Annotated in this window: 11 protein-coding genes and 1 pseudogene; 3 read left to right on the top strand and 9 right to left on the bottom strand. The window is 63.1% G+C overall.

The genetic code is table 11. The annotated features are described in order from the left end of the window. From AB4Y84_RS02705 to dnaA, 9 genes and pseudogenes are all read right to left on the bottom strand, one after another. Window positions 1–188, bottom strand: a pseudogene (locus AB4Y84_RS02705) (MotA/TolQ/ExbB proton channel family protein); the annotation flags it as partial. 94 nt (window positions 189–282) lie between these two features. Continuing rightward, entirely contained in the window at window positions 283–951 is a 669-nt protein-coding gene (locus AB4Y84_RS02700) for an energy transducer TonB (RefSeq protein WP_032951834.1), read from the bottom strand. Between the two features lie 143 nt (window positions 952–1,094). Next, entirely contained in the window at window positions 1,095–2,282 is a 1,188-nt protein-coding gene (locus tag AB4Y84_RS02695; RefSeq protein ID WP_033832641.1) for a tetratricopeptide repeat protein, read from the bottom strand. 131 nt (window positions 2,283–2,413) lie between these two features. Further along, window positions 2,414–3,220, bottom strand: a complete 807-nt coding sequence (locus AB4Y84_RS02690; protein ID WP_025875555.1) for a M48 family metallopeptidase — start codon at window positions 3,218–3,220, stop codon at window positions 2,414–2,416. 71 nt (window positions 3,221–3,291) lie between these two features. Continuing rightward, window positions 3,292–4,137 (bottom strand): CPBP family intramembrane glutamic endopeptidase, encoded by an 846-nt coding sequence (locus AB4Y84_RS02685; protein ID WP_032978482.1) that lies wholly within the window; start codon window positions 4,135–4,137, stop codon window positions 3,292–3,294. Between the two features lie 67 nt (window positions 4,138–4,204). Next, window positions 4,205–6,664, bottom strand: coding sequence for a DNA topoisomerase (ATP-hydrolyzing) subunit B (gyrB, locus tag AB4Y84_RS02680; RefSeq protein WP_442249738.1), 2,460 nt, complete (start codon window positions 6,662–6,664; stop codon window positions 4,205–4,207). A gap of 112 nt (window positions 6,665–6,776) precedes the next feature. Next, window positions 6,777–7,871 (bottom strand): DNA replication/repair protein RecF, encoded by a 1,095-nt coding sequence (recF, locus tag AB4Y84_RS02675; protein WP_223497362.1) that lies wholly within the window; start codon window positions 7,869–7,871, stop codon window positions 6,777–6,779. Window positions 7,872–8,797: 926 nt separating this feature from the next. After that, window positions 8,798–9,898, bottom strand: coding sequence for a DNA polymerase III subunit beta (dnaN, locus tag AB4Y84_RS02670; RefSeq protein WP_005411731.1), 1,101 nt, complete (start codon window positions 9,896–9,898; stop codon window positions 8,798–8,800). A 276-nt stretch (window positions 9,899–10,174) separates the two neighbouring features. After that, the gene (dnaA, locus tag AB4Y84_RS02665) at window positions 10,175–11,506 is read right to left on the bottom strand and encodes a chromosomal replication initiator protein DnaA (protein ID WP_025875573.1); all 1,332 of its coding nucleotides are present in this window, start codon (window positions 11,504–11,506) and stop codon (window positions 10,175–10,177) included. Window positions 11,507–11,760: 254 nt separating this feature from the next. On the opposite strand from dnaA, the gene rpmH reads away from it, so the two are divergent. The 3 genes from rpmH to yidC all read left to right on the top strand — a co-directional run. Then, the gene (rpmH, locus tag AB4Y84_RS02660; protein ID WP_006404565.1) at window positions 11,761–11,901 is read left to right on the top strand and encodes a 50S ribosomal protein L34; all 141 of its coding nucleotides are present in this window, start codon (window positions 11,761–11,763) and stop codon (window positions 11,899–11,901) included. A 5-nt stretch (window positions 11,902–11,906) separates the two neighbouring features. Continuing rightward, on the top strand, window positions 11,907–12,401 hold the full coding sequence (gene rnpA / locus AB4Y84_RS02655; RefSeq protein ID WP_025875580.1) for a ribonuclease P protein component: 495 nt from the start codon (window positions 11,907–11,909) through the stop codon (window positions 12,399–12,401). After that, the coding region (gene yidC, locus AB4Y84_RS02650; RefSeq protein WP_442249737.1) for a membrane protein insertase YidC at window positions 12,401–14,019 on the top strand (1,619 nt) is incomplete at its 3' end. The genes rnpA and yidC, both read left to right, overlap by 1 nt.

The following is a 14,019-nucleotide window of genomic DNA, read 5'->3' as shown; positions in this document are numbered from 1 at the left end:
ATGTTGATGACGGTCCAGTACCAGGACATGGCGGACATGACGACCAGGGTCAGCAGCACGACCCAGGAAACCGCGAAATCACCCGGCTTGGTGGTCATTTCGTGGATCAGATGCTCGAAGCCCATCTGCGACAGGGCGTTGGACGGATTGCCCCCGGCAGCAGCGGCGATGAAAATTTCCTGCAGCATGACGCTTACCTTTGTTGTGTGTGGTGATAAAGGGTGTAGCTAAGCTAAACAATCGAACTGGAGGCGAGGGTGGCCAGGCGGCCACCCGGGCGCATCAGTTCAGCGCAAAGTTGACCGGGACGCGGACGCGGCCAGCAGCCTTCTTACCGCCAGCTTCGGCGGCGTTGAAACGCCACTTGCGGGCAGCTTCCATCGCAGCACGGTCCAGATCGCGGTTACGGCTGGACTTTTCCACCGTGACATTGGTGACGTTGCCGCTTGCATCGACATCAATGATCAGGATCACTTCGCCCTGGATACCAGCGCGGAAGGCGGCCGGCGGATAGCGCGGCGGATTCATGGCCTTCGACGAGATGTCCACGCTGGCCTCGATCGAGGTCGGCGGTGCCGGCGGCGACGGCGGCGACGGCGGGGTGACGATATCGTTCGGGCGCGGTTCCGGCACGTCGACGACCGGCGCCTGCGGCGGCGGCGGGACGGGCGACGGCTTCGGCGGCGACAGATTCTTCACCGGCGGCGGCGGGGTGTCCTGCGGCGGCGGCGGCGGCGGCGGCGGTGGCGGCGGCGGCGGTGCGTCGACGATGGTCACCATGACGTTGCGCTCCTTCTCCGCCACGGCCTTGGGAGCCACGGCAGGAATCAGGAGCATCATGAAGGCGGCCAGATGCAGGGCGATTACAAACGCGATACCGACGATGCGAGGCCAGCTCAGCCCCTTGTCATCGGGTTGTTCGTACCGGTGAACGACTAGTTGTTCCGTCATGCGCCAAGAGCTCAATAGTGGGGCCGGAATCCCGGGGGCGGGATCCCTGATCAGCGGTGCATGACACCGCAGGAACCTCCAAGCTTATACCAATCCTGAGCGCTTGCGCATCAACTGGGCAGGCGTTCAGGCGTTATTCCTACTTACTTCAGGTTGATGATTTTCTTGGCATCCGCCTGGTTCTTCACGCCCTTCGCCAGCGCCTGCTGGGCGGCCTGCTTGGCCTCCGGGACACGACCTTCACTGTGCAAAACGCGTGCCAGATTCAGGTAGGTCTCACCGTCCTTGGAGAGCGGGGCGGCCTTCTGCCACGCATCGATCGCCTGCGGCACCTGGTCGGAGTAGTAGTAGGACTGGGCCAGTGCCAGGTAGACCTGGTAATCCGGCTTCAGGATGCCCTTCTGCAACCCCTCGTTGATGACCGCGATGACGTCCTTTTCCTTGTTCTCGGTGTTGGCATAGATCGAGTACAGCTGCTTGTACTCGCGCTCTTCGGTGAGCTGGCCGCTGCTGCGCAGCTTGTCCATCACCGCGGCGGCCTTCGGCATCTGATCGGCCTGCATGTACATGTTGGCCAGGTTCAGCTGCGCTTTCTTGTCGTTCGGGTTCTTGGCCGCCAGCGCCTCGGCGGCCTGCACGGCCTCACCGGTCTGGCCGGCTTCGGACAGTGCGGCCATCAGCAGCTGGTTCCAGTTGTCCTTCGGCTCGGCAGCGCCGGCAATGGCCTGCTTCAGCACCGGGATCGCTTCCTGGTAGCGCTCCAGCTGGTACAGCGCCTGGCCCTTGATGATCAGCTCTTCCGGCTTGGTCGACTTGCTCTCGGCGAAGTACTTGTCCAGGGTCGCCAGGCCTTCAGCGGTCTTGTCTTCCTGGATCTGCAGCTGGCCCAGCATCAGCATCGACTGGAAGTGGCCGTTGTTGTCCAGGCCGTTGAACTGCAGCACCTGCTTCAGGTACGCGATGGCGGCTGCGGTGTCGTCGGTCTGGTAGGCGGCCTGGGAGGCGAGCTGCGCGGCCAGCGACTTGTCGTACTCGTTGGCGCCGTCGGTGGCCAGGATCTCGTCGGCCAGCGTGCGGGTCTCCGGGAACTTTTCCTTGTTGTAGCTGTCAATCATCTTCTGCAGCTTGCTGCCCAGCTTGGCCGACGACTTCGCTGCCGGTTCCTGGCGGGTCGCGTTCGGGAACAGCACTTCGGCCTTGGCCTGCTTGCCGCCACGGTTGCCACGCTCGGACGAACGCGAGGACTGCGCGAACGCGTCGGTGACCACGGCGCCGGTCAGGGCAGTGGCGATGAGGACGGAAAGCACAGCTTTGTGGTTACGGAAAATCATCGTTCACCTCGATCGAACCGCCGGTAGCGGCAAAGTCGGACTGTCAGAAAAATCTGAGCCGCCAAACGTATCAGAAACAGATGGCGTGAGAAATCGTTTTATGTGCTGCAATACAGCATGAATCTGCGCACTCAGCCACACTTTGGCCGGCGTCCGGCCGCCTGCGCCTGCTGGTAGACGGGGCCGAGCGCCGGCACATCACGCTGCAACTCCCTGATCCGATTGGCTGGATCGGGATGGGTCGACAACCATTGCGGGCTGCGACCGCCGCTGGCGGCCATCATGTTCTGCCACAGATCGACGGCCTGGGCGGGGTTGAATCCGGCCTCGGCCATCAACCGCTGACCGATCACGTCAGCCTCGCTCTCCTGGGTGCGTGAGCCGGGCAACAGGAACGCGGTCTGCGCCCCCATCCCGCCCAGCTGGTTGACCGTACTGGCTGCACCTTCGCCGCCATAGGCGCCGGCCAGCGCGCCCAGCACCGCCAATCCAGTCTGCGCGCCCATCTGTCGGGTGATGCGTTCTTCGTGGTGGCGGGCGATCACGTGGCCGATTTCATGGCCGATCACCGCTGCCAGCTGATCCTGGTTCTTGGCAACGCTGAAGATGCCGGTGTTGACCCCGACCTTGCCGCCGGGCAGGGCGAAGGCATTGGGTTCCTTGTCGACGAACACCGCCGTTTCCCACCGTACGCCACGGTACTGAGGCGGCAGCTGTGCAACGAGCGCGTTGACCACGCATTGCACGTAGCCGTTCTGGCGGCCATCGCTGCTGATCTTCTCTTTCTGTTTGGTTTCGGCGAACGCCTGCGCACCCAGCTGGTCCAGCTGCGCCTGCGACACACCGCCCACCATCTGCCGACGGCCAGTGGGTGAAGTGGTGGTCGCGCAGGCGCTGACCAGAGTGGTGATGACGATGGCCAGCAGCAGTTGTTTCATGGACCCACCCCCGTGTTCAGAAGCCCAGTGTGTAACGGGTCTGCTTAATCTTTCGTCAAGCGGACAGCGCCTTACGTTGCCCCGAAAAACACCAGGGCCGCAAGCGCCACGGCATTGTTCAGTGCATGTGCGGCGATCGCCGCCCACAAGGTGCCGGTGCGGCGGTACAGCCAGCAGAACGCGGCGCCCATGCCGCCATAGACCAGCCATAGCTGGGCGATCTCGGCCGGGCCATTGGCGCTGGTACCGGGAATTTCATGGATGAGCGCGAACGCCAGGCTGCTCAGGATCATCCCCAGCCACGGCCGTCCGGCCTGCCACAGGCGCCCGAACAGCACCCGGCGGAACAGCAGTTCCTCGTAGGCAGGTGCCAGTACCACGGCGAACAACGTCAGGAACAGCGGAAAACGGGCAACCGCGTTCTGCATCAGTTCGAGATTCGTCGGCACCGGCTCGATGCCCATCTGCTTGGCCACGAAGGCGATACCGTTACTGCCGATCACGATCGCGCTGGCCACCAGCAGGGTCCAACCCCAGGTGGAGGGGCGACGGAGTGCGTCCCGTGAACGCTGGCGTTCGGCAGCGTTGGCCGGTCGGCGCCAGAAATACACCAGCAGTGCTGCGCCGCCGGTAGCGACCAGTGCCATCAGGATCTGCCCAAGAGCACCGGGCTGGCCGAGCTGCTGGGTGACCGCTGCCGGGTCAGGCGTGCCACCGCCGGATTTGGCGCTGGCGTATCCCACAACGATGCCGCGATAGAGTCCCCAGATCAGCCCGCCCACCAGGCTCAGCCCGAACAGGGTGACGGCAGCGATTCCCAGATCGATGAAGAAGCCCGCCAGCGGCGAGGAGGCGCGGGGCGTGACAGTAGCCGGTGGAACCGGCGGCGGAGCGGAAACCGGGGCGGAAGCGGACATCGATTACCTGCGATCAAGGGACAAAAGCCGRCGCGCCTCCCCGCGCGCCGGCCACCATCCGATTGTGTCAGATATCCAGGTTGGCGACCTTCAGCGCGTTGTCTTCGATGAAGTCGCGGCGCGGTTCGACCACATCACCCATCAGGGTGCTGAAGATCTGGTCAGCGGCCACCGMATCTTCGATACGCACCTGCAGCAGGCGACGGGTATCGGGATTGACGGTGGTGTCCCACAGCTGTTCCGGATTCATTTCGCCCAGACCCTTGAATCGCTGGATCTGACGGCCGCGCTTGGCTTCGTCCAGCAGCCAGTTGCGGGCCTGCGCGAACGACTCGATCTCGATCGACTTGGCGCCACGGGTGATGACCGCGCCTTCGCGGACCAGACCGTGCAGCAGCTGCGCTGCCTGGTGGATGCCACGCAGCTCGCCGCTTTCCAGCGCGGACAGCGGCAGCACCTGGATGTGCTGTTCGCCCATGTGGCTGCGCGTGACCAGCACCGCAGCGGGACGCTGCTCGTTGGGTTCCTGCAGTTCCAGGGTGAAACGGGCGCTGCCGAGGTTGCCCTGGTTGAGGTGCTTGGCCAGCGCGTCCAGGCCTTCGCCGGGACCTGCGTTGCGCAGGTTTTCCAGCTCCAACGGCATGAAGTCGACCAGCGCTTCGAGCAGGTTGCGGTCGTAACGATGGGTATTGCGGTTGATCGTGTCCTGCGCGGCAGCGTAGGCAAGCAGCAGCTTTTCCAGCGCCACGCCATCGATCGGCGGCTCGCCGCTGGCCGGCACCAGCCCCGCGTTCTCCACTGCGCTGCTGGCCAGATAGCTGTCCAGCGCCGGATCGTCCTTCAGGTACAGCTCCTGCTTGCCCTGCTTGATCTTGTACAACGGCGGCAGGCCGATATAGACATAACCACGCTCGATCAGCTCCGGCATCTGACGGTAGAAGAACGTCAGCAGCAGGGTGCGGATGTGCGCGCCGTCGACGTCGGCGTCGGTCATGATGATGATCTTGTGGTARCGCAGCTTGTCCGGGTTGTACTCGTCGCGACCGATGCCGGTGCCCAGCGCGGTGATCAGCGTACCCACCTGGTCGGACGCCAGCATGCGGTCGAAGCGTGCACGTTCCACGTTGAGGATCTTGCCGCGCAGCGGCAGCACCGCCTGGTTCTTGCGGTTACGACCCTGCTTGGCCGAACCACCTGCCGAGTCACCCTCGACGATGAACAGTTCGGACAGCGCCGGATCCTTTTCCTGGCAGTCGGCCAGCTTGCCCGGCAGGCCGGCGATATCCAGCGCACCCTTGCGGCGGGTCAGGTCACGCGCCTTGCGCGCGGCTTCGCGGGCACGGGCAGCGTCGACGATCTTGCCGGCGATGGCCTTGGCTTCGTTCGGGTTTTCCTGCAGGAACTCTTCCAGGCGCTGGCCGAATGCGCTTTCCACGGCCGGGCGCACATCCGAGCTGACCAGCTTTTCCTTGGTCTGGCTGGAGAAGCTCGGGTCCGGCACCTTGACCGACAGCACCGCGATCATGCCTTCGCGCATGTCATCGCCGGTCAGGTTGATCTTGGCCTGCTTGGCGATACCGTTCTGCTCGATGTAATTGTTGAGCACGCGGGTCAACGCGCCACGGAAGCCGGCCAGGTGGGTACCGCCGTCCTTCTGCGGAATGTTGTTGGTGAAGCAGTACATCGTCTCCTGGTAGGAGTCGGTCCACTGCAACGCCACTTCCACGGTGATGCCGTTGGATTCGCCGCTTACCGAGATCACGTTCGGATGCAACGGCGTCTTCAACTGCGCCAGATGCTCCACGAAGCTGCGGATGCCGCCCTCGTAATGGAAGTCGTCGCGGCGCCCATCACCACGCTCGTCCACCAGCACGATCTTGACGCCGGAATTGAGGAAGGACAATTCGCGCAGGCGACGGGCCAGGATGTCGTAGTGGAATTCCACGTTGTCGTGGAAAGCCTTTACCGACGGCCAGAAGCGCAGGGTGGTACCGCGCTTGGTGCTGGGGCCGACCTGCTTGAGCGGGTGCAGCGCTGCGCCGTCTGCGTATTCCTGTTGGTAGTGGAAACCGCCCTGGTAGATATCCAGGACCAGCTTCTGCGACAGCGCGTTGACCACGCTGACACCCACGCCGTGCAGGCCGCCGGAAACCTTGTAGCTGTTGTCGTCGAACTTGCCGCCTGCGTGCAGGACCGTCATCACGACTTCGGCAGCAGACACGTCGCGGTCGAGCTTCTTGCTCATCTGCTCGTGCTTGCCCGTCGGGATGCCGCGACCGTTGTCGGACACTCCAACCGAGCCGTCGGCATGGATCGTCACCGACACGTGGTCAGCATGGCCGGCGAGGGCTTCGTCGATCGAGTTGTCGACGACCTCGAACACCATGTGATGCAGGCCGGTGCCGTCATGGACGTCGCCGATGTACATGCCTGGGCGCTTGCGGACAGCCTCCAGGCCTTCCAGGGCCGTAATGCTGTTGGCGTCGTAGTTGCCGTTGTTTGCCGGGGTGTTCTGTTCGTCGGTCATTGCGCTTGCCGTAGGCTCCGCAGGTCGGACACCGCTTTTAGCGATGTGCCGAGAATGAAGGGATAGCAGCCTGAATTATACCAGCCGGGGCTGAGCGGCCTTGCCGTGCCCACTATGGCACAGCCACAATCTGTGCATGTTCCACGTGGAACCGGGTGATGTTGCTCAGAGTCTCCAGTGCTGCGGGCGTTTCTGTTGCGGTGATGAATATCTGCGCCGGCGCTGCCAACAGGCGGTGCAATACCCGGGCCTGGTGGGTGCGATCCAGCTCCGAGGCCAGATCGTCGAGCGCGATGACGGGCCACTCGCCACGCTGCTCGGCGTAATCCTCCGCCTGCGCCAGCAGACAGGCGAGGGCGGTGAGCTTGGCCTGGCCGCGTGACAGCGCATCGCGCCCTGGGATGCTCTGGAACGCGACGCTCCAGTCCGCCCGGTGCGGGCCAAGCGATGTGTAACCCGCCTGACGGTCGCGATCGCGCGCCAGCAGAAGCGCATCTGCCAGCGGAACCTCGTGTCGGCGCCAGCCGGGGCTCAGATTCAGGCCGACGATTCCGAGTTGCGGAGCCAATGCCTCGGCCAATGCGATCGTTCGGGACTGCAGCCGCTCCAGGTAGTGCTGCCGACGACTGGTCAGCGGTTCTCCCGCCTCGGCCAGCTCGTGATCCCAAGTATCGAGCATCCGCGACGGCCCGCCCTGCTTGAGCAGGGCATTGCGCTGCTTCAACGCCCGCGAATAGCGTCTCCACAAGGAGAGAAAGTCTGGTTCCACGTGGAACAGGCCCCAATCCAGAAAGCGCCGACGCGGTTCGCCACCACCACTCACCAGGGCGTGACTGCCCGGTTCGAAGGTCACCACCGCCAGGGCGGCACACAGGTTTCCGAGTTGGGCGACGTCTTCGCCATCCAGCCGCCCCTTCCACTCCTGCCCACTATGCCGCAACCCTGCTTTTCGCCTCTGCGCGGGCAGATCACCGCGTTGCTCGTCCCATTCCACGAAGACTTCCAGGGCTTCGTGACCCTGACGCACCAGGCCATCGCGTACCCGCCCGCGGAAACTCCGCCCATAGGCCATCAGATGCAACGCTTCAAGGACGCTGGTCTTGCCAGCGCCGTTGTCACCGGTCAGCAGATTCACCCCTGGCTGGGGCGACAGCTCCACCGCATCGAAACGACGCAACTGGTGGAGGGCAAGACGACGAATCTGCATGGGATGCGACAGACCATCCGCACATGGCGGTAGAGGGGCGGGGAATCACCCAGCTTACTGCATTGGTCAAGCCAGCCATCGTGGATGGATGTGGACCGACATCAGCGGCTGGTTGCAGCCTTGGAGAACACGGTTCCACGTGGCGGGGGCCTGCCGGTGTGGAGGCTACCGGAGACAGTGGCCGAGATCGTTCAAATCCAGCAGGAAGCCAAGGCTCGAGGCGTCCAGATTTCACCATTCCGAAGACCGTGGCTCCGGCTCACGGCCTGACTTCGCACCGAGGTCGCAGCCAGTGCTGCTCAAATTCCTTGAAATCTGCGATCAACGCCCCTGCCAGGTTCCACAGATTTCAAGAAATTCAACGCGGCAGTTCCACGCCATCCACAGCGGGCCTGTATGACTTATACACAAGGTGTGGGCGAACTGTGGATAAAAAAGGCACTTTCCCTTGGCTGCAAAACTATCCACAGGTTCCCACCCAGGCTTGATGGCCTATATACAGGGGGTTTCAGCCCTATAAAACCCTTCCAAATCATCAACATAGCCTACTTTTACATAAAATCTGGCCCTACCATCACCACCAAGCTTTTGATTTATACCCAGATTTAGAAGCTAGGGAAGCTCCGAATTCCCACGAATGAGGCCTGTGGACAGATAGGTCAGCACTCAGGCGGAAGCTGCTGCATCGGATTCCGCTGAGTGCTCATATCCAACGTGTCTCGTCATCTCAGCACGTGGATTCCACAACTGGATTCGCCGGACCATGGGTTCCATGCGCCGACAATCAATCAGGGCAACGCGGATGCTCTCATCGGCAGGAGCCACGAGGGCGGCGGTGGCATTCGCAACGATGCTCCACGTGGAACAAAAAAAAGACGCCCGGATCTCCCGGGCGTCCATGTGTTCCACGTGGAACGGCGAAGCTGTCAGAGACGCAACGGCATCACCACATGACGCGACTTCTCGCTGCTCGATTCACGCACCAGCGCCGAGGAGTTGGAGTCGCGCAGCTGGATGATCACTTCTTCGTCGCGCAGGGCGGAGAGGGCATCCAGCAGGTAGTTCACGTTGAAGCCGATGGCCAGGTCGCTGACCGTGGTGTCGGCTTCGATCTCTTCCTGGGCTTCTTCCTGCTCCGGGTTGTGCGCGCTGATCTTCAGGTTGCCCGGCGAAACTTCCACGCGGATGCCGCGGTACTTCTCGTTGGAGAGGATCGCAGCACGCTGCAGCGAGGCACGCAGTGCTTCGCGATCAACCTTCACCTCGCGGTCGGCACCAATCGGAATCACTGCCTCGTAATCCGGGAAGCGACCGTCGATCAGCTTCGACGTGAAGGTGACATCGTCGCGCTTCACGCGAACGTGGCTGCGGCCGACTTCCAATTCGATCTCGCGATCACCGCTTTCCAGCAGGCGCTGCAGTTCGGTCACGCCCTTGCGCGGCACGATGATCTGGCGCTTGGAACCGCTTGGCTTGGCCAGATCGGTTTCGCACAGGGCCAGGCGATGGCCGTCAGTGGCGACGGTGCGCAGCGCATCACCGCGCAGGTCGAACAGCAGGCCGTTGAGGTAATAGCGCACGTCCTGCTGGGCCATCGCGAACGCAGTGCGCTCGATCAGCTCCTTCAGGGTTGCTTCGCCGATCGCCACACGCTCGGTGGCTTCCACTTCGTCCACCGACGGGAAGTCGTTGGAGGGCAGGGTGGCCAGGGTGAAGCGGCTGCGTCCTGCCTGCACGGTGATCTTGTCACCGGTCTGCGAGACGGTGATCCGGCTGCCATCAGGCAGGGCGCGGATGATCTCGAACAGCTTGCGGGCGGGAATGGTGGTTTCGCCGTCCTGGGCATCTTCAACCGCGATCCGCGACACCATTTCCACTTCCAGGTCGGTACCGGTCAGCGACAGCTGGCCGTTCTGCACCTGCACCAGGAAATTGGCCAGAACCGGAAGGGTCTGGCGGCGTTCGACCACGTTGACGACCTGTGCCAACGGCTTGAGAAAGGCTTCGCGCTGCAGTGTGAAACGCATGTGGTTCCGTGCCCCTATGCTTTAAAAAAATGTGGAATAAATCAAAAGCTTGGTGGTGCTGGTAGAGCCAGAATCGCTGGAAAACACAGCTAAGTCTTTGTAAACAAAAGGGTTTCAGGCTTCGAAACCCTCTGCATTACCAGCCCCCAAGGGGTGGGGAAAGCTGTGGATAAATCTTCCGGGAAATCCAACGGCGTTTTTATCCACACCCTGTCCCGCGCTTACTACCGGATTCTGCACCGTTTTATGCGGTGACGCCTTATCGGCGTACGTGCATCATTCGCTCAGCTTCCGGATCAGCTTGTCCCAGTCCTCGCGGAGCTTGCCGTCGGCTTCCATCAGGGTGCGGATCTGCCGGCAGGCATGCAGCACCGTGGTGTGATCGCGACCGGCAAAGGCGTCGCCGATTTCGGGCAGGCTGTGTTCGGTCAGTTCCTTGGTCAGCGCCATGGCAACCTGGCGCGGACGGGCCAGCGACCGGGTCCGACGCTTGGACAGCAGATCCTTGATCTGCAGCCCGTAGTAATCGGCAACGGTTTTCTGGATGTTGGGAATGCTGATCGCCTGCTGCTGGGCGCGCAGCAGGTCGCGCAGGGTTTCCTGGGCGAATTCGGTGGTGATCGCACGGCCGGTGAAATTGGCGCGGGCGGTCAGGGTATTCAGCGCACCCTCGAGGTCGCGCACATTGGAGCGCATCTTCTTGGCAATCAGGAACGCAACGTCATCGGGAATCTCGGCACCACGCTCGCGGGCCTTGGCCAGCACGATCGCCGCGCGGGTCTCGAAGTCCGGCGGCTCGATGGCGACCGACAGGCCCCAGGCAAGCCGCGACTTCAGGCGCGCTTCCAGGCCTTCGACTTCGCGCGGATAGCGGTCGCAGGTCAGGATGATCTGCTGCTTGCCATCGAACAGCGCGTTGAAGGTGTGGAAAAACTCTTCCTGGGTGCGATCCTTGCCGGCGAAGAACTGGATGTCATCGATCAGCAGCGCGTCGACCTGCTGGAACTGGCGCTTGAACTGGTCCATGGTCTTTTCCTGCAAGGCCCGGATCATCGCGCTGAAGAACTGTTCCGAACGCAGGTACAGCACCTTGGCGGCCGGATTGGCCTGACGCATCGCGTTGCCTGCGGCGAACATCAGGTGGGTCTTGCCCAGGCCGGTGCCCCCGTACAGCAGCAGCGGATTGTGCGCGCGGTCGCCCGGCTTCTGCGCCGCCTGGAATGCTGCGGCCAGACCCAGCTGGTTGCTGCGGCCTTCCACGAAGTTGGCGAAGGTGTAGTGGTTGTCCAGGTTGCCGGCAAAGGGAACCTGCGGCTGCACTGGCGCCTGCGCCGAATGGCTGGAAACCGGCGCGATCTGCGCGTCCACGGGCCGCGGACGCGAGCCGATTTCAAGAAATACGTCGCCGAAACCGGCAAAGTGGGTAACCAGCTCGCGGATCCGCGGCAGGTACAGTTCGCGCACCTGATCGACAATGAAGGCATTCGGTGCATACAGCACCAGGCTGTCAGCGCGCAGATCTGCCTGCAGCGGCTTCAACCAGGTGTGAACATCCTCGGGCGGGAACTCCGCCTCGAGTCGCTCGAGACTACGTGACCAGGCATCCATCAGCAATAATTGTCCGGTGGCCGATGCATAGGCGCGAAAAGGCGCCCAAACACAGGCCTGAAAGGGGGGAAATGGATGGCTCAGCCTACCACCGAGCGCCCGCCTTCGGAATGCTTGTCCCCTACTTATTCACAAAAAGATCCACAGCTATTGCACAGCCCGGTGAATTGGCGTAGCAGACAGGGGTTGACGGGAGGGGGGACACCTCTCTAAAATTTCCGGTTCTTTCCGTCCCATTCATACGAGAGGCCCACATGGCCACCAAGCGCACCTTCCAGCCCAGCAACCTCAAGCGTAAGCGCGACCACGGCTTCCGTGCCCGTATGAAGACCGCTGACGGCCGCAAGATCCTGTCGCGTCGCCGCGCCAAGGGCCGCAAAGTCCTGAGCGCCTGATTGCCATGCCGCATCCAGCGGCAGACGCAATCCATTCGACAGTGAATACTGCAGACCCGCGCAAGCGATTCCCTCGCTCTGCGCGGGTTCGCACGCGTGCCGAATATTCAACGGTCTTCAACGGCGCCCGCCGTGTGTCCGATCCGCTGATGACCCTGCACTGGCTACCGGCTGACCGGCCGGCCAGGCTGGGTCTGGCGGTTTCCCGCAAGGTCGATCCTCACGCCGTTGGGCGTAACCGGATCAAGCGCGTCCTGCGCGACGCCTTGCGTCAGACACGAACCGACATACAGCCAGGCGACTTCGTCGTCGTGGCTCGTACTGCTGCGCGTCATGCCAGCAACGAAGATATCCGCCAGGCCTTCCTGCGCCTGCTGCGGCGCCTGCGCGCATTGCCCGCGCCGGGCGTGGACGGCACAATGCCGCCGCCTGATGGCATTGCCATTTCCTCCGTCACCGAGCCGGCACCGCGTCCCGGCCCCGCTGAGCCTGCCTGCTGATGAACCAGACCCGTGTTTTCCTGATCTTTGCCTGGCTGATGGTGGCCGTGCTGTTGTGGATGGAGTGGAGCCGTGAGAAGTCCGCCCCGACCCCGGCGCCGACGACCAGCTCGGCCCCGGCCGCCGCCCAGAGCGTCCCCGGCGCGTCCCCGGGCAGCATCCCCAGCGCGCAGGTTCCCGGTGCCCCGGGTCAGGCCGCTGCACAGGCCCAGGCCAGCGCCACCCCGTCCGCACAGACCGTGACCATCACCACCGACGTGCTGCGCCTGAAGCTCGATGGCGGCCGCGTGCTCGACGCCGAACTGCTGCAGTTCCCGCAGAGCAAGGACGAAGGCAGCCCGCCGGTGCGCCTGCTGACCGAAGATCCCGCGCATCCCTACAGCGCGATCAGCGGTTGGGCCAGCGAAGACAAGAACACCCCGGTGCCGGGTGCCGACGGTTTCAAGCTGGTCGGTGACACCCGCGACTTCGTGCTGGCCAAGGGCCAGAACGAACTGCAGGTTCCGTTCGTATGGACCGCCGACAACGGCGTGACCATCAAGCGCACCCTGATCGTGGGCCGCAACGAGTATGCGATCCGCTTCAAGGATGAAGTCAGCAATGCCGGCGCCGCGCCGTGGAACGGCTACGTCTACCGCACCCTGGACCGCAGCCCTACGATCCTGTCGCGGAGCATGACCAACCCGGACTCGTTCAGCTTCAACGGTGCCACCTGGTACGACAACGACAAGAAGTACCAGCGTCGTGCGTTCAAGGATTATCTGGACGATGGCGCGCTGAACCAGAACATCACCGGCGGCTGGCTGGCGATGCTGCAGCACCACTTCTTCACCGCCTGGATCCCGCAGAAGGACCAGACCGCACACTACGTGCTGTCGCAGGTGGCCGGTCGTGACCTGATCGAAGCGCGTGGCCCGGCCTTCACCGTGGCCCCGGGCCAGTCCACCAGCACCGAGGCCCGCCTGTGGGTCGGCCCGAAGCTGGTCAACCTGATCGCCAAGGAAGACGTGCCGGGTCTGGACCGTGTGGTCGACTACAGCCGCTTCTCGATGATGGCGGTGATCGGCCAGGGCCTGTTCTGGGTGCTCAACCAGGTGCACAAGCTGGTGGGCAACTGGGGCTGGGCCATCGTCGGCCTGGTGGTGCTGCTGAAGATCGTGCTGTACCCGCTGTCGGCGACGCAGTACAAGAGTGGCGCCAAAATGCGTCGCTTCCAGCCGCGCATCGCACAGCTGAAGGAACGCTATGGCGATGACCGCCAGAAGTTCCAGACCGCGATGATGGAGCTGTACAAGAAGGAAAAGATCAATCCGATGGGCGGCTGCCTGCCGATCCTCATCCAGATGCCGATCTTCTTCGCCCTGTACTGGGTGCTGGTGGAATCGGTCGAACTGCGCCAGGCGCCCTGGTTCGGCTGGATCCAGGACCTGACCGCCCGCGACCCGTACTTCATCCTGCCGGTGATCAACGTGGCGGTGATGTGGTTCACCCAGAAGCTGACGCCAGCACCGGGCATGGACCCGATGCAGCAGAAGATGATGCAGTTCATGCCGCTGGTGTTCGGCGTCATGATGGCCTTCATGCCGTCCGGCCTGGTGCTGTACTGGGTGGTCAATGG

Origin of the sequence: Stenotrophomonas sp. 2YAF22 (genome assembly GCF_052114665.1) — a bacterium.
Classification (GTDB): domain Bacteria; phylum Pseudomonadota; class Gammaproteobacteria; order Xanthomonadales; family Xanthomonadaceae; genus Stenotrophomonas; species Stenotrophomonas indicatrix.
This window is presented reverse-complemented; position numbering and strand designations above follow the sequence as displayed.

Bases quoted from the DNA above. Each gene is read 5' to 3' on its own strand.
- AB4Y84_RS02700 (WP_032951834.1), bottom strand. From the start codon at position 951: ATGACGGAACAACTAGTCGTTCACCGGTACGAACAACCCGATGACAAG.
- AB4Y84_RS02695 (WP_033832641.1), bottom strand. From the start codon at position 2,282: ATGATTTTCCGTAACCACAAAGCTGTGCTTTCCGTCCTCATCGCCACT.
- AB4Y84_RS02690 (WP_025875555.1), bottom strand. From the start codon at position 3,220: ATGAAACAACTGCTGCTGGCCATCGTCATCACCACTCTGGTCAGCGCC.
- AB4Y84_RS02685 (WP_032978482.1), bottom strand. From the start codon at position 4,137: ATGTCCGCTTCCGCCCCGGTTTCCGCTCCGCCGCCGGTTCCACCGGCT.
- recF (WP_223497362.1), bottom strand. From the start codon at position 7,871: ATGCAGATTCGTCGTCTTGCCCTCCACCAGTTGCGTCGTTTCGATGCG.
- dnaN (WP_005411731.1), bottom strand. From the start codon at position 9,898: ATGCGTTTCACACTGCAGCGCGAAGCCTTTCTCAAGCCGTTGGCACAG.
- dnaA (WP_025875573.1), bottom strand. From the start codon at position 11,506: ATGGATGCCTGGTCACGTAGTCTCGAGCGACTCGAGGCGGAGTTCCCG.
- rpmH (WP_006404565.1), top strand. From the start codon at position 11,761: ATGGCCACCAAGCGCACCTTCCAGCCCAGCAACCTCAAGCGTAAGCGC.
- rnpA (WP_025875580.1), top strand. From the start codon at position 11,907: ATGCCGCATCCAGCGGCAGACGCAATCCATTCGACAGTGAATACTGCA.